This window comes from Nocardia sp. NRRL WC-3656 (assembly GCF_000720265.1).
GTDB lineage: Bacteria > Actinomycetota > Actinomycetes > Mycobacteriales > Mycobacteriaceae > Nocardia > Nocardia nova.
On record NZ_JOJF01000015.1, the window covers coordinates 106,426 to 126,344 of the forward strand.

16 protein-coding genes are annotated in these 19,919 nt (G+C 65.5%); 12 read left to right on the forward strand and 4 right to left on the reverse strand.

Translation table 11 applies throughout. The features are described 5' to 3' along the window. Positions 1-5: 5 nt before the first annotated feature. From IG65_RS0120295 to IG65_RS0120335, 10 genes are all read left to right on the forward strand, one after another. The gene (locus tag IG65_RS0120295; RefSeq protein WP_030516521.1) at positions 6-1,430 is read left to right on the forward strand and encodes an ABC transporter substrate-binding protein; all 1,425 of its coding nucleotides are present in this window, start codon (positions 6-8) and stop codon (positions 1,428-1,430) included. A 38-nt stretch (positions 1,431-1,468) separates the two neighbouring features. After that, positions 1,469-2,308, forward strand: coding sequence for an ABC transporter permease (locus IG65_RS0120300; RefSeq protein ID WP_051756545.1), 840 nt, complete (start codon positions 1,469-1,471; stop codon positions 2,306-2,308). Beyond that, entirely contained in the window at positions 2,305-3,060 is a 756-nt protein-coding gene (locus IG65_RS0120305; protein ID WP_030516523.1) for an ABC transporter ATP-binding protein, read from the forward strand. The genes IG65_RS0120300 and IG65_RS0120305 overlap by 4 nt, the downstream gene beginning before the upstream one ends. 35 nt (positions 3,061-3,095) lie before the next feature. Beyond that, positions 3,096-5,798 (forward strand): fumarate reductase/succinate dehydrogenase flavoprotein subunit, encoded by a 2,703-nt coding sequence (locus IG65_RS0120310; RefSeq protein ID WP_030516524.1) that lies wholly within the window; start codon positions 3,096-3,098, stop codon positions 5,796-5,798. A gap of 115 nt (positions 5,799-5,913) precedes the next feature. Further along, a complete protein-coding gene (locus tag IG65_RS0120315) occupies positions 5,914-7,128 on the forward strand; it encodes an arylsulfotransferase family protein (protein WP_030516525.1) in 1,215 nt (404 codons plus the stop codon). Between the two features lie 302 nt (positions 7,129-7,430). Continuing rightward, positions 7,431-7,757, forward strand: a complete 327-nt coding sequence (locus IG65_RS0120320) for a type VII secretion target (protein WP_051756525.1) — start codon at positions 7,431-7,433, stop codon at positions 7,755-7,757. Next, positions 7,754-12,538 (forward strand): DUF6531 domain-containing protein, encoded by a 4,785-nt coding sequence (locus IG65_RS0120325; RefSeq protein ID WP_051756527.1) that lies wholly within the window; start codon positions 7,754-7,756, stop codon positions 12,536-12,538. The genes IG65_RS0120320 and IG65_RS0120325 overlap by 4 nt, the downstream gene beginning before the upstream one ends. Continuing rightward, the gene (locus IG65_RS37865; protein ID WP_156055698.1) at positions 12,535-12,975 is read left to right on the forward strand and encodes a hypothetical protein; all 441 of its coding nucleotides are present in this window, start codon (positions 12,535-12,537) and stop codon (positions 12,973-12,975) included. Before IG65_RS0120325 ends, IG65_RS37865 begins: the two co-directional genes overlap by 4 nt. A 110-nt stretch (positions 12,976-13,085) precedes the next feature. After that, positions 13,086-13,556, forward strand: coding sequence for a hypothetical protein (locus IG65_RS37870; protein ID WP_156055699.1), 471 nt, complete (start codon positions 13,086-13,088; stop codon positions 13,554-13,556). A 15-nt stretch (positions 13,557-13,571) separates the two neighbouring features. After that, on the forward strand, positions 13,572-13,895 hold the full coding sequence (locus IG65_RS0120335; protein ID WP_030516529.1) for a colicin immunity domain-containing protein: 324 nt from the start codon (positions 13,572-13,574) through the stop codon (positions 13,893-13,895). 317 nt (positions 13,896-14,212) lie between these two features. Here the strand turns inward: IG65_RS0120335 and IG65_RS0120340 are convergent, their stop codons facing one another. Further along, entirely contained in the window at positions 14,213-15,106 is an 894-nt protein-coding gene (locus IG65_RS0120340) for a helix-turn-helix transcriptional regulator (protein ID WP_081879617.1), read from the reverse strand. Positions 15,107-15,787: 681 nt separating this feature from the next. Between IG65_RS0120340 and IG65_RS0120350 the strand changes: the two genes are divergently transcribed. Next, positions 15,788-15,970 carry a hypothetical protein gene (locus tag IG65_RS0120350; RefSeq protein WP_030516532.1) on the forward strand — a complete coding sequence of 61 codons (183 nt, stop codon included), beginning with the start codon at positions 15,788-15,790 and terminating at the stop codon, positions 15,968-15,970. A gap of 14 nt (positions 15,971-15,984) precedes the next feature. Here IG65_RS0120350 and IG65_RS0120355 read toward each other — a convergent pair whose 3' ends face one another. Both IG65_RS0120355 and IG65_RS35995 read right to left on the reverse strand, forming a co-directional pair. Further along, entirely contained in the window at positions 15,985-16,758 is a 774-nt protein-coding gene (locus IG65_RS0120355) for an ESX secretion-associated protein EspG (protein ID WP_030516533.1), read from the reverse strand. 28 nt (positions 16,759-16,786) lie between these two features. Continuing rightward, positions 16,787-18,085: a hypothetical protein gene (locus IG65_RS35995; RefSeq protein ID WP_030516534.1), complete on the reverse strand. Its 1,299-nt coding sequence runs from the start codon at positions 18,083-18,085 to the stop codon at positions 16,787-16,789. A gap of 68 nt (positions 18,086-18,153) precedes the next feature. Between IG65_RS35995 and IG65_RS0120370 the strand changes: the two genes are divergently transcribed. Then, positions 18,154-18,999 (forward strand): SDR family oxidoreductase, encoded by an 846-nt coding sequence (locus IG65_RS0120370; protein ID WP_369801569.1) that lies wholly within the window; start codon positions 18,154-18,156, stop codon positions 18,997-18,999. Here the strand turns inward: IG65_RS0120370 and IG65_RS36000 are convergent. Further along, the gene (locus IG65_RS36000) at positions 18,993-19,670 is read right to left on the reverse strand and encodes a hypothetical protein (RefSeq protein ID WP_051756528.1); all 678 of its coding nucleotides are present in this window, start codon (positions 19,668-19,670) and stop codon (positions 18,993-18,995) included. The two genes, IG65_RS0120370 and IG65_RS36000, sit on opposite strands and share 7 nt — an antisense overlap. Positions 19,671-19,919: the final 249 nt, after the last annotated feature.

The window sequence follows — 19,919 nt, forward strand, 5'->3', positions numbered from 1 at the left end:
ATACCATGAAGTACCGTCGTGCCCGCATACTGGCCGCCGCCCTGATCGCCACCCTGGCCGCCGGATGCTCGCTCGAGCAGACCGGATCCGGGGACACCGTCCGGGTGGTCGTCGGCTATCAGTCCAAGACCATCAATACCGTCACCGCCGGAACGCTGCTGCGCGCCAGGGGTTTCCTGGAGAAGCGCCTGAACGACCTGACCGCGAAAGGTGGGCCGAAATATCAGGTCGAATGGCAGGACTACGACACCGGCGCGCCGATCACCGCGCAGATGATCGCGGAGAAGATCGATATCGGTTCGATGGGCGATTACCCCCTGCTGATCAACGGTTCCCGAACCTCCGCCAGTGAGCGTTCGGCCACCGAATTGGTCTCGATCACCGGCTACCAGCCGCGGGGTTCCCTGAATATGGTTGTCACCGCGCCGAATTCGACGGCGACCTCGCTGTCGGATCTGGCGGGCAAGAAGGTGTCCGCGAGCGTCGGCTCCGCCGGTGACGGCACTCTGCGCCAGGCCCTGAGCCGCGCGAACATCGACCCCGCGCACGGTGTGGACGTGCTCAACCAGCAACCGCAGATCGGCGCGTCGGCATTGGAATCCGGTCAGGTGCAGGCGCTTTCGCAATTCGTGGCATGGCCCGGCCTGCTCGTTTTCCAGGACAAGGCCAAGCTGCTCTACGATGGCGCCGAGTTGAACGTGCCGACATTCCACGGTGTGGTGGCCCGTCGTGATTATTCGAAATCCCATCCCGAGGTGCTCGATGCATTCCTGCAGGCGCAACTTGACGCCACCGATTTCCTGCACGCGAAACCGCTCGAAGCCGCGCAGCTGGTCGCTGACAACTCCGGACTGCCGGCGGAGGTCGTCTACCTCTACAACGGACCCGGGGGAACCTCGTTCGACACGCCCCTGAAGCCGCAGCTCGTCCAGGCGTTCAAGGGTGATGTTCCGTATCTGAAGTCGATCGGCGACTTCGCCGATTTCGATATCGACAAATTCGTCGACGACGCCCCGTTGCGGAAAGCCTTCGCCGAACGCGGTGCGAATTACGATGCGGCCGTGGCGAACTTCGCCAATCCCGCGCCGATCACGGGCACCGATCCGAGCGCCGGTAAACCGGTCTCCGATGCGGCCCTCGCCGGCGAGATCTGGTTCGACGGCCAGGCTGCCGCACAGTCCGCGGGCAACCCCACCGATCTGCTGCGCGCAGTGAAAGCCGCACGGGCGCAGGGGAAGAAGATCCGCGCCGCCTACGTACCGGATGCGGAACTCGGGACTCGCTGGTTCGCGGACAAGGCGCAGTGGGTGCGCGAGGGCGATACCTACCTGCCCTTCATCACCCCCGGCGCGGTGCAGCGATACCAGGCCCGCCACCCCGGTGCGGTCGCCGTGAGTTACGACCAGGCCATCGGTGAGGTGCGGTCGTGAGCGCCACCACCATCCCGGTCGACGCCGGCGCTCCGGACATCGCCACGGCACGGGAAACCACTGCGCCCGCGGCGGCCCCCACACACGACGGCACCGCACGGCTGTGGGGCTCGCGGCTGGTTCGGGTGGCCTCCATCGTCGTCGCGCTGATCGCCTGGCAAGTGCTGACCGCCAACCATATTCGGCTGTGGGTCCGCTTCGATACGCTGCCGACGGTCACCCAGATCCTGCACCGGCTGCGGGTGCAGGTGCATACCGACACCTTCTGGCTGGACCTCGGCCAATCATTGATCCGCATTCTCAGCGGCTTCGGGCTGGCCGCGGTGATCGGTGTCGCGACCGGGGTGGCGCTTGGGCGTTCACGCTGGTTCGCCGACATCTTCGGACCGCTGACCGAGTTGGCCCGCCCCATTCCGGCGGTCGCGATCGTGCCGGTGGCCATCCTGCTGTTTCCCACCGACGAGGCCGGCATCGTGTTCATCACCTTCCTCGCCGCCTACTTCCCGATCATGGTGAGCACCCGGCACGCGGTGCGGGCACTGCCGACCATCTGGGAGGAATCGGTGCGCACGCTGGGCGGCAACCGCTGGGACGTGCTGGTGCGGGTGGTGTTGCCGGGCAGCCTGCCGGGCGTGTTCAGCGGGCTGTCGGTCGGGATCGGCGTCGCGTGGATCTGTGTGGTTTCGGCCGAAATGATCTCCGGGCGCCTCGGCGTCGGCTACCGCACCTGGCAGGCATACACGATCGTCGACTATCCCGGTGTGTTCGTCGGCATCATCACCATCGGCGTGCTGGGCTTCGCCACCTCGGCGGCCATCGAATTGCTGGGACGGCGCGCCACCCGCTGGCTGCCACGTGCCGGAGAGGTGACGAAATGAGCTCGACCGCAATGGGTTTGCGACTCGACCAGGTGGACCTTCGCTACGGTGGCGCACCTGTGCTGGACGGGCTGACACTCGATATCCGCGCGGGCGAGATCCTCGTCCTGACCGGACCGTCCGGATGCGGGAAATCCACGGTGCTGCGCGCTCTGGCCGGCCTGCTGCCGCCCCGCTCCGGACGCGCGCTCGCGGACGGCGACACGATCACCGGGCCCTCCCGCGACCGGGCGATGGTGTTTCAGGACAATGCGCTGTTGCCCTGGCGCACTGTGCGTTCCAATATCGAGCTGGCGTTGAAGTTGCGCGGGGAGCCGCGGGCTACCCGTCGAGCGCAGGCCGAGCGCTGGATCGAGGAGGTCGGGCTCACCGGTTTCGGCGACTATCTGCCCAAGAGCCTGTCGGGCGGTATGCGCCAGCGCGTACAACTCGCGCGCGGGCTGGCCGGGGCGCCGCGCGCGGTACTGATGGACGAGCCGTTCGGCGCTCTGGACACTCCGACGCGAATGACCATGCAACGACTTCTGATTCAAACCTGGCAGACCCATCCCACCACGGTCGTCTTCGTCACCCACGACGTGGACGAGGCGCTGACCCTCGGGGACCGGGTCGCGGTGCTCGGCGGCACCGACCGTGCCCTGCATTCGCTGATCGCGGTGCCGAACCCGCGCGGCAAGGACGTCGATCGCAGCGCCGAGCATGCCGAAATCCTTGCCGCTCTCGATCGTTCGCCGCGGTCGGCCGCTGCCTGAGCCGCCCCGACTATTCACCTCTCTGGAGTGTGCTGATGAAGATTCCCGAGCTGTCCGACACCGTGCGCCTGGACTGCGATGTGCTGGTGATCGGCGGCGGAACCGCCGGCACCATGGCCGCGCTCACCGCCGCGGAGAACGGCGCGAACGTGCTGCTGCTGGAGAAGGCGCACGTGCGTCACTCCGGCGCGCTGGCCATGGGCATGGACGGCGTGAACAACGCCGTCATCCCGGGTAAGGCGGAGCCGGAGGATTACGTCGCCGAGATCACCCGCGCGAACGACGGAATCGTCGACCAGCGCACGGTGTATCAGACCGCGACCCGCGGTTTCGCCATGGTGCAGCGGCTGGAACGCTACGGCGTGAAGTTCGAGAAGGACGCCTACGGCGAGTACGCGGTGCGCCGCGTGCACCGCTCGGGCTCCTATGTGCTGCCGATGCCGGAGGGCAAGGACGTCAAGAAGGCGCTCTACCGCGTCCTGCGGCAACGCAAGATGCGGGAACGGATCCGGATCGAGAACCGGCTCATGCCGGTGCGGGTCCTCACCGACGGCGGTCGCGCGGTCGGTGCGGCCGCGCTCAACACCCGGACCGGGGTGTTCGTGGCGGTCGGCGCGAAGGCGGTGATCCTGGCGACCGGACCGTGCGGCCGGCTCGGGCTGCCGGCGTCGGGCTATCTGTACGGCACCTACGAGAATCCAACCAACGCCGGCGACGGGTACGCGATGGCCTATCACGCCGGCGCGGAGTTGTCGGGTATCGAATGCTTCCAAATCAATCCGCTGATCAAGGACTACAACGGGCCGGCCTGCGCCTATGTCGCGAACCCCTTCGGCGGATATCAGGTGAATGCCGCCGGTGAGCGTTTCGTCGACTCGGACTACTGGTCCGGGCAGATGATGGCGGAGGTGAAGCGGGAGATCGAGTCCGCGCGCGGGCCCATCTATCTGAAGGTCTCGCATCTGCCCGAGGAGACGCTCGACGCGCTCGAGGGCATCCTGCACACCACCGAGCGACCGACCCGGGGCACCTTCCACGCCAACCGCGGCCACGACTACCGCACCCACGACATCGAGATGCACATCTCCGAAATCGGTTTGTGCAGTGGGCATTCCGCCTCCGGAGTGTGGGTGGACGAACACGCGCGCACCACGGTCCCGGGGTTGTACGCGGCGGGCGATCTCGCGTGCGTACCGCACAACTACATGATCGGGGCGTTCGTCTACGGGGATCTGGCGGGCGAGCACGCGTCGTCGACGCTTACGGAAGTGCCTGCGCCGCAGACTCTTCCGGATGATCAGCTGGCCGCGGCGCACGAACTGATCTACCGTCCGCTGCGCCATCCCGACGGCCCGCCGCAGCAGCAGGTCGAATACAAGTTGCGTCGTTTCGTCAACGACTACGTCGCGCCGCCGAAGACGCAGACCAAACTGTCGCTGGCGGTGGAGACCTTCGAGCGGATGCGGCAGGAGATCGCCGAGATGGGCGCGGACACCCCGCACCAACTGATGCGGTGCGCCGAGGTCGATTTCATCCGTGACTGCGCCGAGATGGCGGCCCGGTCCTCGCTGACCCGCACCGAATCACGGTGGGGTCTGTACCACGACCGCGCCGACCTGCCCGAACGCAACGACGAGGAGTGGCGCTACCACCTGAACCTGCGCAAGGGCGCCGACGGCGAGATGGAATTCCTGAAGCGCCCGGTCGCCCCGTATTTCGTGCCGGTGCCGGAATGGGAGGATCTGCCGCGCGCCGAGCTCGAGCCGGTCGCGGTGGCGCAGCCGGAACTGATCGCCGGCCCGCCCCGGACCGGAGCATCGGCGACCGGCGCCGCACCCCGTCCCGGAATCACGATCCCCGCCCCCGCCGACGACTCCGCCGCACCCCGGATCGCGCTCCTGCTCAGGCTGGACAGCCCGGCGGTCGCCGAGCTGCGTGACTATCTGGACGACAGCGACCCCCGGGTGCGAGCCACCGCGCTCTCGGTGCTGACCGAGGGCACTCCGGACGGATTCGCCGATGCCCTGATCGCCGCGCTCGGCGACCACGACGCCGGCGTTCGCGCCGCGGCCGTCTCCGGCCTGCGCGAGCTGATCGAAATCCTGCCGCCCGCAGGACAATTGACCGCACACGCCGAATCGCCCGACCCGCTCGTGCGAGCCGCGGTGGTGGATCTGCTGCGCGCCCAGCGCCGCGGCTCGGCGGACCTGTTCGGCAAGGCCGTGGTGGACAGCGACCACCGCGTTCGCATCGAAGGTGTGCGCGCACTGGTCTCCCTCGACGACTGGCCGGCCCTCACCGCCGCCGCGTTCGACGAGAACCGGGAGGTCCGGGTGGCCGTCGCCCGCGGCCTGGCCGAGGTCGGCGCCGGCGGCGCCGACACGATCCGCGCCCTGGTCGGCGACCGCGATCCCCTGGTCCGCGCCGCCGCCCTCGCCGCCCTGGCGCGACTCGGCGATTCGTCCGATGCGGCGATTCTGACCGCGGCGCTGAAGGATTCGGCCTGGCAGGTCCGCGAGGGCGGCGCCCGAGGCTGGGCCGGACTGGGCCCGCACGCCGCGTCCGAGGCGCTGGAATCCGCCCTGACCGACACCCATCCGGACGTCCGCAAAGCCGCCGTCCTGACCCTCTCGCATTGGCCCGACCACGCGGCCGTCCGAACCGCCCTCCAGGTGGTACTCGCGGATACCGACGCCGACGTCCGCGCCTACGCCCGCCGCACCCTGGAGGCCGCGTGAGGCGGAGGGCAGCGATTCGTCGCGCCGCGCGGGGACTCGGCCTGCCTTCACAGTTCCCTCAGAAAGCCGGTCTACGCTCTGCGCAATTATCGGTCGACTCAGCTGAAGGAAACTGATGGCCAGGATTGCCAGGAACCTTCGCCACGCCGCCACGCTGATCGCAGCATCGGTCGGGGTAGGCGCCGCATCCATCCCGCTCACCGCGCACGCGGCTCCGCTGCCGACTTTTCCGGTAGGCGCACCCGAATACACGGTGGATGTGAACACCCCGGCCGCGGCGCCCGGCTACATCTACTACAGCAACGGTGTCAGTGCGGCGGCGCTGGTTCCGGGGGCGGGTAAGGCGCTGTCGGCCGTTCCGGCTACCGCTCCGGCGAATATCGTGGTGGACAAGGCCGGGCATGAGGTCTGGCGCTATACGCCTCCCGCCGGACAGGACGTCTCGAACTTCCGCACCCAGACGTACCAGGGCAAACGGGTGCTGACGTGGTGGCAGGGCGGCACCGTCGGCGGGCACGGCTCGGGTGCCGACTACATCGCCGACGAACACGGCAACGTCATCGAAACCCTCGATGCCGGTGGCGCTCCCAGCGATGTGCACGAATTCCGCCTGACTCCCGACGGCCGAGCGCTGATCACGTCGTATCAGGAGGTGGACGCCGATCTGTCCGCGATCGGCGGCCCGAAGAACGGCAAGATGTACGACACCGTCGCCACGGTGGTCGACGTGGCGAGCAAGCGAGTTCTGTTGCGCTGGAGCGCCGCCGAGCACGTCCCGCTCACCGACACCACCACCCCCGGCAAACTTCCCGGCAGCGACACCTACGACCCGTACCACATGAATTCGATCGCACTGGATCCCGATGGCGATCTGGTGATCTCGATGCGCGATACCTCCACCGTCTACGACGTCGACATCCACACCGGTGCGATCAAGTGGCAACTCGGCGGCAGGCATTCGACTTTCGATCTCGGCCCCGGCGTCGAATTCGCATTCCAGCACGATGCGGAATTCGCCGACCCGGATACGCTGCGCCTGTTCAACAACAACTCCAGCGGCTTCGAGACACTGGGCGTGTCGAGTGTGCAGTGGATCCACCTGGACTTCGACAACCACCGAGCCACATTGGTGCGCAACCAAACCCACCCCGCCGGCCTGACCGCCTTCGCCATGGGCGACGCCCAGCCGCTCCCCAACGGCAACACCCTGGTGGGCTGGGGCATGGCACCGCATATTTCGGAATTCACCCCGACCGGCGAGATGGTCTACGACGCCCGGTTGCCGCTGGGCACCTACCGAGCCTTCCCCGCCGACTGGGCACCGAACTGAGGACGACATCGCCCCTCTCGAATTGGAACTTCGGTCGAGAGGGGCGATTTCGCGTTCCCGATCAACCAGCGGCGACGCCGACAGCGGCGGGCGTGACCGCGCGTGCGCCGGCCTGGGCTGCGCCCACTCCGGCACCGATTACCGCGGCAGCGGCAAAGGCCAGCTGAATCGAAAGCCCTGTCTCCGTTCGTTATATTCGATCTGTGCGCCCTGCTCGACGGGGTTGCGCGGTTCGGACGAAGGGGGCGGGGTGGCGACGTGAACGCATCCGATAGCTACCACACACCGGGCGGGGCGGCCCGATGAGCAGTGGTCAGGTGCACGTCGATCCGGACAAAATCCGCACACATGCGAAAAATGTTCAGGGCGTGAGTGATTCACTGAACGTGGCGCTACAGGCCGTTCAGGCCGTCTCGGTGCCGACCGACGCCTTCGGGAAGTTGTGCTCGTTCCTGCCGCCGCTGTTCGTCGACACGGTCGAAGACGGCGGACTGCAGGCGATCAAGACCGCCGCCGACGCGTTGAACGCGGATGCGGGCACGCTCGGCCAGGTCGCGACCTCGCTGCAGAGCACCGATTCGGCGAATGCGAGCGAGCTGGCTTCGGTGAAACCCGAGGCCACCTGGTGACGACGGAAGCCGACAACCCGCTGATCGCCCAGCGGGAGGATTCCACGAAGTCCTACACCGGCATCGGAATCGCCGAATCGGTTGCCGACGTGCACGATGCGATCTCCTCCGGATCGTGGGTCGACGGCGGCCTCGCAGTGCTCGGCGCAGGGATGGAGGCCGTGTCCTTGGCGGTCGATCCGATCGGCACGCTCGCCTCCTACGGCGTCGGTTTCCTGATGGAGCACGTGAAACCGCTGCAGGAAGCGCTGGATTGGGTGGCCGGCGATCCGGATACGGTGCAGGCGTATGCCAAGACCTGGGAGAACGTCTCCACCCACATCAAGCAGGTCGCCGACGATCACAAGAAGTCCGTCGATCAGGACGTGGCCGACTGGGTCGGCAGCGCGGGGGACGCCTACCGAACCCAGGCGGCCGAGACGAATTCGCTGCTGGCCGCGGCATCGAATGCGGCTTCGGCGGGCTCGTCGGCGATCGCGATGGCCGGCGGCGTGGTGGCGTTCGTCCGCCAGACCGTGCGCGACCTCATCGCCCAGGCCGTGGGCCGGTTGGCCGCGTGGGCGGCCGAAGAGGTGTGCACGCTGGGCGTGGCCACCCCGTTGGTGGCCGCGCAGGCGACCACGTTCGTGGCGAAGGTACTGACCACGATCGCCAAACTGTTCCGCAAGCTCGCCTCGACCTTCAAGAAGCTCACGCCCCTGCTGCACAAGCTCAAGGGTGCGTGGGAAGACATCATGAAGGCACTGAAGCGCGGACGCGGCGGCACGCATATCGACGGCGCGAAACCGCATACGAAAACCACTGCCGGCGATACGCATCCGAGCTCACACAAGCCGGACACGCCGGACAAACACGGCAAACCGCACGACGACGGCGCCGATACGCACAGCACCTCACACGACGGTTCCGGCGATCCGGACGACGGTTCGACCGGTAAACCCAGGAACGACCCGCATCAGCAAGCGGACAAGGATCAGGGCAGCGGCACTCATGCCGCGGAATCCGGACCGGAGAATTCCCGCACCGAGAAGCAGGTCACCGGATGTGGTGATCCGGTCGACGGGGCGACGGGTGAATTCCTGCTGCCGGAAACGGATCTCGAACTTCCCGGGGTGCTGCCGCTGGAGTTGCGGCGGCGCCATCGCTCCGACTACCGGTTCGGCCGCTGGTTCGGACCCTCGTGGTCGGCGACGCTGGATATCCGGATCGTGGTCGAGTCCGCGACCGTCACCTTCATCGGTGACGACGGCATCATGCTCGCCTACCCGCATTCCGAACCCGGCGATCCCGTCCTGCCGCTGAACGGTGAACTGCGCTGGCCCCTGGTGCGCACCGACACCGGCGGATATCGCGTCAGCGATCCGGATCGCGAGCTGAGCTGGTGTTTCGAGCCCGAGGCCACGCTCGAGGGACTCGACGTGCGATTGGGCAACTACGCGATCAGCGCGATCGTCGACCGGCACCACAACCTGATCCGATTCCACTACGACAGCGACGGGTCACCGATCGAGGTTTCGCATTCGGGCGGGTACCGGGTCCGGGTGGAGACCGGGGCGGGGCGGGTCACCGGGCTGGTGGTCGTCGGCCGCCACCACGCCGCCAACGACGAAACCTCCACTCCGGTCCGGACTTTCATTTACGAAGCGGGCGCGCTGGTAGGTGTCACCAACGGGGTCGGCGCGACCACGACCTACACCTACGACACCGAGCAGCGGATGACGTCGTGGACCGATTCCAACGGCAACTCCCTCACCAACACGTACGATCCGGCGGGTCGCGTCGTCCGCCAGCGCGGCACCAACGGCATCCTCGACGCCGATTTCGACTACTTCACCTATCCGGACGGCAGCGGGACCCGCACCACGGTCACCGATTCCACCGGCGCGGCCACTATCTACGACTTCGACCCGGACCACAAGCTTCGCGATGTGATCGACCCGCTCGGCGGACGGATCCACACCGACTACACCCCCGATCGCAAGCCGCTGCGCGTCATCGCGCCCAACGGGGGGATCACGTACTACACCTACACGCCCGACGGTGATCTGGCCAAAGTGGTTCGGCCCGACGAGAAGTCGATCACCATCGGCTACGCGGCACGCAACCGGCCGACCGTTATCACCGACGCCGACGGTTCCACGCGGAAGCAGGAATGGGACGCGCACGGCAACGTGGCCGCCATCGTCGACGAAGCCGGACGCCGCACCGCATTCGACCATTCACCGAGCGGTGCGGTGACGTCGGTGATCGAATCGACCGGCGCGACAACGGTGTTCGACGTCGACGCAGCGGGCCTTCCGATAGCCGTCACCGACCCGTACGGCGCGGTCACCCGTATCGAACGCGACCACTTCGGGCGCCCGGTCGCCGTCACGGACGCACTCGGCGGTATCACTCGCCACGAATGGTCGCCCGAGGGCAAACCGCTGCGCCGCACCGACCCCGACGGCTGTTCCGAATCGTGGACATGGGACGGCGAAGGCAATCTTCTCACCCACACCGACCGCGCCGGCAACGTCACCTTCCACAAATACGGCGCCTTCGACCTGCTCGCCTACCGCACCGACCCCGACGGCACCAGCACCCTCTACACCTGGGACACCGAACGCCGCCTCACCACCGTCACCAACCCCCTCGGCGACTCCTGGACCTACAGCTACGACCGGGCCGGACGACTCGCCGCCGAAACCGACTACAACGGCGCCACCACCGCCTACGAACACAACCCGGACGGCACCCTGGCGGTCGTCACCACCCCCACCGGTGTCCGCCGCTACCACACCCACGACATCCTCGGCCGCCTCACCCAGATCCGGTGTGACACGGGCGAATACCAGCTCTACAGTCACGACGAGGTGGGGCGCCTCCGCGCGGCGATCTCCGGCGTCGGCCACGACCGCACCCACACCGTCGAATTCGCCTACGACCCCGCGGGCAACCTCGTCTCCCAACGCGTCGACGACCGCCCGCCGATGCTGTTCGACCACGACGAACACGGCCGCCGCACCTCCCGCCGCAGCCCCACCGGGGCTGTGACCGGCTGGGGTTACGACCCCGCCGGCCGCGTCACCTCCATGACCATCGACGGGCATCGGGCGACCTTCTCGCACGACGCGCTGGGCCGCCCGACCGGATGGTCCCTGGGAAATCTGTTTGTGGAGCAAACGCTTTCACCGGTGGGCCAGGTATTGAGCCGCCAGGTCGCGGCGCGGGCACCGCAGGTCCCCGGGTCGGCGGGACCTCCGACTTCGGCCCCCACCGGTGGGCAGCATCCCGGAGCAATCCCCGGCCAACGCCCCGGTGGTGCGCCGATACCGGGTCAACGCGCCAGTGGTGCGCCGACGCCCGGTCAACACGCCGGTGGTGTGCCGATGCCCGGCCGACACCCCAGTGGTGAACCGATGCCTGGTCACCGCCCTGGTGACGCATCCGTCCGCTACCCCGGGGGCACACCTGGCTCGGGCACTCCGCCCATCCCCAATCCGGCTCGCCTGGTCCGCCGCGACGACTACACCTGGCGCCCCGACGGCTACCTCACCACCCAAACCACTCACCGCCAGGGCACCACCCGCCAACACCGCACCTACGCGCTCGACCCCGCCGGCCGAATCACCACCATCACCGATAACGGCCGACCCACCGAGCATTACAGCTACGACGCCCTCTCGAACATCACCAGCACCCTGCCACCATCGACCACCCCCGCACCCCTCCCCCCCACCCACGCCCCCGACGCATCGACACCGCCTCCCGACCACATTCCGAACGGCCGACGCGAGTACCGCAACAACCTACTGATCCGCAACGGACGGACTCGATACTTCTATGACGCGGCCGGGCGATTGATCCGGAAGGAAGTGACGCGGCTATCCCGGAAGCCGGACATCTGGCACTTCGGGTACAACGGGTTCGATCAGCTGACGGATGTGTATACGCCCGACAGGGAGTGGTGGCGGTACACATACGACGCCCTCGGTAGACGTCACTCGAGATCCCGTTTTGCCGCCGATGGAAAAGAACGGATCCAGTATTTCGAGTATATATGGGACGCTAGTAGTTTGATCGAGCAGTTTGCAGAAGGTGACCATATTGCATGGACTCACCGTCCGCGAACATATGAGGTGTTTACACAAAAGACCAATGGCGAAGTACGATTCGTCAACACAGATGCAGCGGGGGCTCCGACAGATCTAGCGGACCCAGGCAATAGTCTATTGGTGGGCGCCGTCTCAAACGACCTGTGGGGCCGGGCCACCTGGCACGGCCGCGAGGCAACAATCCTGCGATTCCCGGGCCAGATATATGATCGAGAATCCGGTCTTCACTATAACTATTATCGATATTACGATCCCGCCATCGGCCGGTTCACCACGACGGATCCGCTTGGGTTGGTGGCCGCGCCGAATCCCAATTCCTACCCCCCGAATCCGACCGCGTGGATCGATCCGCTCGGCCTCATGGCCCAGACCAGCAGCCTCGAGGACAGGGTCAACCTCGGCAGCGGTTATCGCGCGCGCGTCGACACCTTCCCAATCAATGGAACCGTCGATTTCGAAATACATGTTTACCACAAGGGCCAGGAAGTAGGAATGTTCGGCAGCAACGGCTGGTTCCCCAAACACGGCCATAATGCCGACGTATCCGTCCCGGAGTCCGTCGAAAACAGACTGAAAGGCGTTGCCGTAGATATAATGAGGAAACAGGGTCGGCTGAAGCCGAAGGGAGAAGAGGACATCAGTGGCGATAAATGGAAGCGTCAACGGATCGGTTGCAAGCAATGAAATACGTAAAAGTCGAAAAAACTGATGTCGGGTTCCACCTCGACGCTTCATGCTATTTGGAGGTTCTAGATGACCTTCGAGACGATTTACCGCCTGGCGCATGGCAGTTCGCTTCCGATAGCGAACACTACAACTTCCACGAGCTGCGATGCGTGAAAGATCTCAACCTACAATCCATTTCACAACGAGAAAATGCAGACTTGACGCTCCGGTTCGGGCCGAATCCGTACAAGCACGAGGCGGGACTGACATTGACCTATCGTTCGACATTCTCGATTAACTTTCAAGTGTCCGGCGATGGCTACTTCACCAGCGGGATCGGAATCGTCATGTTGGACGAAGTACTTCCATCCGGCGCCGGCTGCTCGCACGAGATCGCACTCACAAATGGGCGTCTATATATCGAATCGGCAGACATAGATGCAGAGTGGGAATAGCTTAAGATTCCGCAAACTCTTGGACTACGCCCCAACCGGCGTGACGACAAGTGATAGCTATTTGCCGCTTCAGAGTGAACACGACCGGCGGCTATAGGAGGAGCGGTTGCATGGTCGATCTCAAAGCTATCCCTTTGGGAAAGCACTCCGTCGACTACTACTTCCGATGGAGTTCGAAGTTGGGTTTGAATCCACCGCGCAACAGTGAGCGTGTCGAAATTGCGGACTACCTCAGTCGATCGGAATCAGTTCGCCGTATCGATGTTCACCTCCCCTGGAGAGCCACGCTGCCGTTGTTTTTGCACTGGAGCGATGGAACGGACCTCGAGCGTTTGGACCTAGAGATCTGCAAAGATGAGCCGTACTACTTTGATTTCGATGGCGCCGTGGTTGCTACCGATACGCCGGTTAAGTGCCCGACTTGCCCACGGAGATACTTGACACTGACTGTCGAGACCTCGGTCAGCCCCGTGCGCGACATGATCGAACGCTACCGCGCACACAAGTACATCGAGAGCTGCCCGAGTTGCAACAGCCCGTGGCGAAAGGACATCGTGTCCATAATCGCCGAAAGCTTGTGAAGGAGAACGCTTCTGGTGTCGGAGCGGATCAAGGTGTGGGCACGGCCATCGGAGGTCGCGTCCGGCAGTGGGGTTGCGGAACAGCTGAATTCGATGGAGTTGTTCGTTGCGGGCGCGGTTTCCGGGGGCGATTTTGCCCGGGCGTGGCTGAGAGGGCGGAGTGCTTCGTTACGGTCACGGGAGCGGGTGCGAGAGCCGTTCGGGCGGGTGCTGGACTGCGTGCTCTATGCCCTCGAGGAGTACGCCATTGATCCTGCTCAGCGCGAGGATGGGGATCTCACAGACGCTGCGCTGTGCGGGATTGTGCAGGATGCGCTGCACGGGTTGCGGGCGCTCTGAACTGCGCTCGTGGTCGCCACCAACGGCCGGATGCTTGTACGCCAGGAGACGAGGGCTCCGCAAGAGACTACGAATGCGGCGCGACCCGAGTCGCTAGGCGGCGGGTGATCGGACCGGCCAGCCGCAAGGGCGGTGGTGAAGCTCGCCCATCCGGTGAGGGTGAAGAGGAGGGTTGGGCCGGTTCGGTTCCTGAAGTCGAGGTCCGCGAACTCTTGCCGGCTGCGAGGTCCGCCTCCCGCTCACCATGCGGGTGACGAACCGGCCTGCCTCCCTGTGCTTCATACACCGCATGTCGGACTGAACCCATGCCACGAGCGCTATACGGCCACATACTCCTCGCTGATTTTCCGTATCAGGCCTTTGGTGTCGTCCTCGCTGAAGGCGAGACCGCGCATGCGATCCAACGCCGTCTGATGGGCGCGAATGACGGCATCGTGCTCGATGAACAGTCCACCGGAGAAGCCTTCGGTGTAGAGCAACGGCTGTTCCGCCGGCCGGCCGGGATGCAGCGGCGGGAACTCGAAAAGCACGAACGACTGGAGTACGAGTCCGGGATGCGTTCCTGCGTCGAATGGGATCGCTCGGATAGACACGTTGGGTAGATCAGCGGCATCCACGAGGTGGCGCAACTGCTCGAGCATCACCTCCCGTCCGCCGAGTCTGTGGCGCAGAGCCGATTCCGAAAGAAGTACTTCCAGGGAGAAGTCCGGATCCGAGAACCTTCGCTTCCTGCCGTCGACCAGATCGACATGCTGTTCGACCTCGGCAGCGGTAAGCGACGGTTCCGAAGTTTCCACGATCCACCGGCGATAGGCTCTGGTCTGCAGCAATCCGGGCAGCAGCGTGAGGTTGAACGTCGCATACTTCGAACACGCCTGTTCCAGGCTGATGAAGTGGTTGAAGTTCGGGTTTACCACGTCGGAAAAGGCGCGCCACCAGAAGCTGGAGTCGACTCCCCGAGTAGCTTTCACCTCTTGCAGGAGCCCCAGCACTTCGTCTTTCGTCTCGGCGTCCGCCGCATAGAAGTCCAGCAGGTCCCGAAACTGCGCCGTGCTGATGCGGACTACCTGCCCCTCCTCCAAGCGGCCGATGCCTTGTTTCGAGACCTCGATCGCCAGCCCGGCGGCCAATTGGCTCTTTCCCGCAGCGGAGCGCAATTCGCGCATTCGTCGCCCCAATGCCCGTCGGGGAAGAGTGGACCCACCTGCCATCGTCAGCCTCCCTATCGCGTGTGGTCCAGTTCGGACCCGTATATGCTGGACCGCCCCATGCTGGACGCCCGACGACTTACGTCCGGCGGTCCGAAAACTGCGGTGCGGCAACGCTTTTCTGGTGTCTACTGAACGCGCCCCGATGACCGGGAAGGCCCGGTCCCATAATCCGCAGAACGTTGGCGACGAAGAGTGCGGTGTTGGGCCGGGACACTACCGAATCGCACGGACGCGAGACGCGTGGTGGCTCCTGGAGCCTCGGTCATCGGGTCGACCACGGAGGAAGGTACGACACGATGCCGACGAATATTGAAGTAGCACAACTGGTTACGAGAACATCCCCACACACGTACGATGCGATCTTAACACCGCACCGGGCTAGGAGATATACCGCAATCGAATAGCCGACGGGTCGGTCCCGCGATGCACGAACACCACACCCAGGCCGGCGAGTGGCTGGCGATCTGGCGGCTCGACCGACGGGCCATTCGAATCCTGCTCGTACGCAATTGTTCCGATTCCGCGCCGATACTTGCCTCCACTGCGGAAGAGGCGCCTGACCTTGCGGATATGCGGGACAAACTGCCGAAACTGGCTCCGCTCTGGGATGCGATCAGGCACGAGTACTGGTCGTCGTTCCCTGCATTCCACGACCGCACACACCGAGGCGAAAGGCCTTAGATGACATCAGAGGACTCCACCGCGCGTCTGCGCGCACTCGGCTCCCGCGCCGAGAAGGCCGGCTATCGACTCGTGCGCGATCCGGCGCTGCCCGAGAGGTGGTCGCTGGTAGACGCGGAGGACGGTGAAATCATCTATCCCGCAGCCACTCCCGATTGGATCCGCAAATGGCTCGACGAGTGACACACCGGAGCAGCTCAGGGACGCGGGTGTACGCCGTCGCGCACCTCCGTGGTGGTGCGGGTGATCATGTCCCGCACCTGTGCGGTCATCCGCCTGGAATCGGTCGGCTTGATGCGCAGGATGCGGTCGCCGAAGATCGCGTACCGACCGTCGTCCACGAAATCCGTGATCTGAAAGTCCTTGCGGCCCTGCGTATGCCGATTGTCGGGGCTGCCCCACGGATAGGCCGCGATGTGGAAGTTCGCGGTGGTCGGGCGTTTCAGGAAGCGCGCCAGTTGTTCCTTCGGGCCGACGACCCACGGATCACGGACGTGAGCTGCGGAAGTTTCCAGGTCTTCGACCGGAATGTTCAGCGGTTTGCCTTGTCCCTCAGCGCATTCGGGCAATTCCGCGATCACCGCGGCGGCGACCCGATCGGATTCGAGATAGGAGAGGTGTACCGCGCCGCCGACCGTATCCTCCGGTCCCGGTTCCTGCACCGCGATCACGCCGTGGCGATCACGCACGGCGGCGTGGACGCGGATCCGGTGTTCACGGCCGCGCCCGCGGAACCCCGCGATCTCGACGCGGACCTCGGGATCGAACAGCACTCGGATTGCGCGGTCCAGGTCCTCGTCCAATTGCGGCAGCAGGACCTGCGCGATGCGCTGCCGCGTCCGGTTCACATCCTCCAGCGTCGGCTCGGCGGTGAACCGGTGTGCCAGTGGGTACGGCAGCACATCGCGCCCCGTCGCGTCCCACAGCACACGGAATTCGGCCGCATCGAACCGCCATTTTCTGTCACTCATCGCCCCGCCCTCCTGCCCACGACCGCCACTACTCCCCGATGACCGGAGGAACGGTCTTCGGAAGATCCGGGATGCCGGTCAACTCGTCACCGTTCTCCTGGTTGATCAAGTAGTCGGCGACGCTCTTGGTGCGTTCTTCTTCCTTGTCGCCCTTACCGCGTCCAGCACCGCCCATCCCGGGCATACCGCTGGCGCCGGCACGAGCCGCCGAGGCCGTCGCGCGTCCCCCGGCCCCCGCTAGAGCGCCGGGCTGGACTCCCCCGGGCACACTGCTGCCGTGTCCGTTCGGGCCGTTGGTTCCACCGAGGCCACCGCCGATGCCGCTGCCGCCCGGCAGGGACGAACCCGAGGAACCGAGCGGACTCGGGTCGAGACCGGAAGGAGTCGTCGCCGACGACGGATCGGTACGGGCCTGATCGCCGGCGTTCTGCGAGCCGTCCGTTTGGCCGTTCCCCGACGGATTCGATTGCGATGTCTGCGAATTCGAACCCTGGCCGTTCTGATTCTGATCACCCGGCTTGGGCTGGTTCGTGTCGTGCGTGCCGCCGGGGCCGGAGGGTCCCGGACCATTGCCGCCCGGGGGCCACGAGGACGGCGGCGGCTGGTCACCCGGCCCGGCCGGATCCTGCGTGTTCGGTTTCGGAATGACCGGGACGCCGGTATCGCTTTCGTGGACGACCGGGGCATAGACCGTGGTCAATACCCGCTTGGCCTCGGTATACGCATTGTTGTACGCCGTGACATCGTCTCGCCAGCCCTTCCCCACCACGAGATTCACCGCGTTGCTGACTCCGGACCGATGGCCCGGCACATGCGGCACCAGCGTTTTCGTCGGCGCCAGGCCCGTAGCCAGCTCCGACAACTTGTTACTGGTCAGTGCTGCGGCTTTGGCGACCTTGGACGCCTGCGAGGTGTAGTCCGTCACCGCCTTCGCTGCGGCATTGCGCGACAGGCCACGCCAGATGCCCTCGTTGGTGGCTTTGCCCATGGCCTGCTGAAACGTCGTCAACGAGGTGGTTTCCTGGGTGCCGATCTTGTTCCAGGCATCCTTCAGGTTGTTGACCGCCTCGAGGTCGATCTTGTCGACCTTCTCCCGCAAGGTCGCGAGGTCGTGTCGTTCGAAGTTGTCGGTGGTCTGCACCGACGGGGTGCGGAAATCACCCTCGAAACCGATTGCGCGAGCGTCGTTTCGGACGCTGTCGCGGGTGGTGTTGAATTTGCCCTGCAACTCGTACGGATTCTGGATATGCGAGGGATCTCGCCCCTGCGTCCAGTTCGTCAGGACCTCACCGACGAACGAGCTGAACCCCTCCGGCAGAAAACTCATGACGACTACCTGCCCGCCGTGTCGGTGGCTGCGATCTGTCCGGCGGCGGCGACGTCCTGGCCGGTGAGGTGCTTGATGGACTGCGCCATCACCTCGCGCATGTTCTTGACGGTTTCCATGTGGTCCTTGATGACCTGGTCGATCGAATTCGGTTCGCCGGTGGCCTGTTTCAGGTAGCCGCCTTCGAGGGCGTGGCCCATGTCGAAGTCGCCGAAACCGGAGACGGTCTGCGTATGTCGCGCCGCGTCGAGGAGTGCCTGAAGATCGGTCAGCCGTGGGCGAAGCGGGTGCACGACGAGTACGGCAGCCTCGACGTGGTCATGAATATCGCCGGCATCGCCACCTGGGGCACGGTCGAGAATCTCGAGCACCGGCACTGGAAGTCGATGGTCGATGTGAATCTGATGGGCCCGATCCACATCATCGAGAACTTCGTGCCGCCGATGGTGGCGGCGGGGCGCGGCGGACATCTGGTCAACGTGTCCTCGGCCGCGGGGCTGCTCGCGCTGCCGTGGCATGCGGCCTACAGCGCCGCGAAGTTCGGGCTGCGCGGAGTGTCGGAGGTGCTGCGATTCGACTTGGAGCGCCACGACATCGGCGTGAGCCTGGTGGTGCCCGGGGCGGTGCGCACGCCGCTGGTGGGCACCGTGCAGATCGTCGGCGTGGATCGCGACGATCCGCGGGTGCGGCGGATGGTGAAACTGTTCGAGGGGCATGCGGTGACGCCGGAGAAGGTCGCCGACCGGATCATCGCCGGCGTCCGGCACAACCGCTTCCTGGTGCACACCTCGCCCGATATCCGCGTCGGCTACTGGTTCGCCCGCAAGTTCGCGTGGCCGTACGAGCTGGTGGCGCGAATTGCCAACCGCGAGTTCAGCAAACTGCTGCCGGCCCCGGCGCGCGACACTCAGTAGTGCGTCACGCAGACCACGAAACGCCTTTCGTTGTAGACGAATCCGCGATCACCGTCGGAGCAGCTGTTGACGTCGGTGGTGCCGTTCTTGATTTCCACCACGCGCACCCGGCCCGGGGCGGCGGTGGCACAGTCGACGGGAGTGGGACTGCCGTCGGCGATATTCATGCAAGCGCCGGTGACCCAGTTGAAGTCGAGGCAGAGGGTGTCGGTGGCACCGCCGGGCAGCGTCTCGGCCACCGAGCGGTCGGCATCGGCCGGGCAGTGCGCGCCCGCGACAGCCTTCGCGGTGACCTTGTAGCGCGAATCCGTACCGGCGCAGGCGGTTTTCTGCACCGGAGCGCCGGCGTCGGGCGTGGCGACCACCGCGGCCACGCAATCGCCGACGGCCACCGTCTCGCCCGGATGCTTCTGATCGGCACCCTTGTTCAGCACCAGCGGCTCGTCCGACGCCGAGGAGGTGACACCGGTGGCGGTCGGCTGGGCGGGCGTCTCGGCGGCCACGGGCGCGACCGTGGTGGTGGGTGATACCGCTGCCGCGGCATGTGTTTCGTCCGAATGATGCCCGGCGGTGAACGACAGCGCGGCGGCGATCAGACATGCCGCCGACAGCGCGGCGGCAATCACGAAGCCCGTCAGGGTGACACCGGCTTGAACACGTCGGCGCGACACGTACTCGTCCTCCAGAGCGGTAACGCTTCGAACCACCCCGAACGATGATCGAAGAACACTTGCGAATTTGCAGACCTCGCAAATGCATACACCATCCGGGCGTTCGCGTCGAGGCGGCGGCGGGGCCCGACGCATCGAAAATAAAAAGGTTTCTTTTTCACTAAATTACTTGATCACGATCGCACAACAATGCCGCCGTTCGGGTTCCGGAATTACCAAGTCTGGCAATTAGCGTTCGACGCGTTATTG

Excerpts from the sequence above, each read along its gene's own strand:
- IG65_RS0120350 (WP_030516532.1), top strand. The coding sequence starts at position 15,788 with ATGACATCAGAGGACTCCACCGCGCGTCTGCGCGCACTCGGCTCCCGC.
- IG65_RS0120340 (WP_081879617.1), bottom strand. The coding sequence starts at position 15,106 with ATGGCAGGTGGGTCCACTCTTCCCCGACGGGCATTGGGGCGACGAATG.
- IG65_RS35995 (WP_030516534.1), bottom strand. The coding sequence starts at position 18,085 with ATGAGTTTTCTGCCGGAGGGGTTCAGCTCGTTCGTCGGTGAGGTCCTG.
- IG65_RS0120305 (WP_030516523.1), top strand. The coding sequence starts at position 2,305 with ATGAGCTCGACCGCAATGGGTTTGCGACTCGACCAGGTGGACCTTCGC.
- IG65_RS0120315 (WP_030516525.1), top strand. The coding sequence starts at position 5,914 with ATGGCCAGGATTGCCAGGAACCTTCGCCACGCCGCCACGCTGATCGCA.
- IG65_RS0120295 (WP_030516521.1), top strand. The coding sequence starts at position 6 with ATGAAGTACCGTCGTGCCCGCATACTGGCCGCCGCCCTGATCGCCACC.
- IG65_RS37870 (WP_156055699.1), top strand. The coding sequence starts at position 13,086 with ATGGTCGATCTCAAAGCTATCCCTTTGGGAAAGCACTCCGTCGACTAC.
- IG65_RS0120355 (WP_030516533.1), bottom strand. The coding sequence starts at position 16,758 with ATGAGTGACAGAAAATGGCGGTTCGATGCGGCCGAATTCCGTGTGCTG.
- IG65_RS37865 (WP_156055698.1), top strand. The coding sequence starts at position 12,535 with ATGAAATACGTAAAAGTCGAAAAAACTGATGTCGGGTTCCACCTCGAC.
- IG65_RS0120320 (WP_051756525.1), top strand. The coding sequence starts at position 7,431 with ATGAGCAGTGGTCAGGTGCACGTCGATCCGGACAAAATCCGCACACAT.
- IG65_RS0120310 (WP_030516524.1), top strand. The coding sequence starts at position 3,096 with ATGAAGATTCCCGAGCTGTCCGACACCGTGCGCCTGGACTGCGATGTG.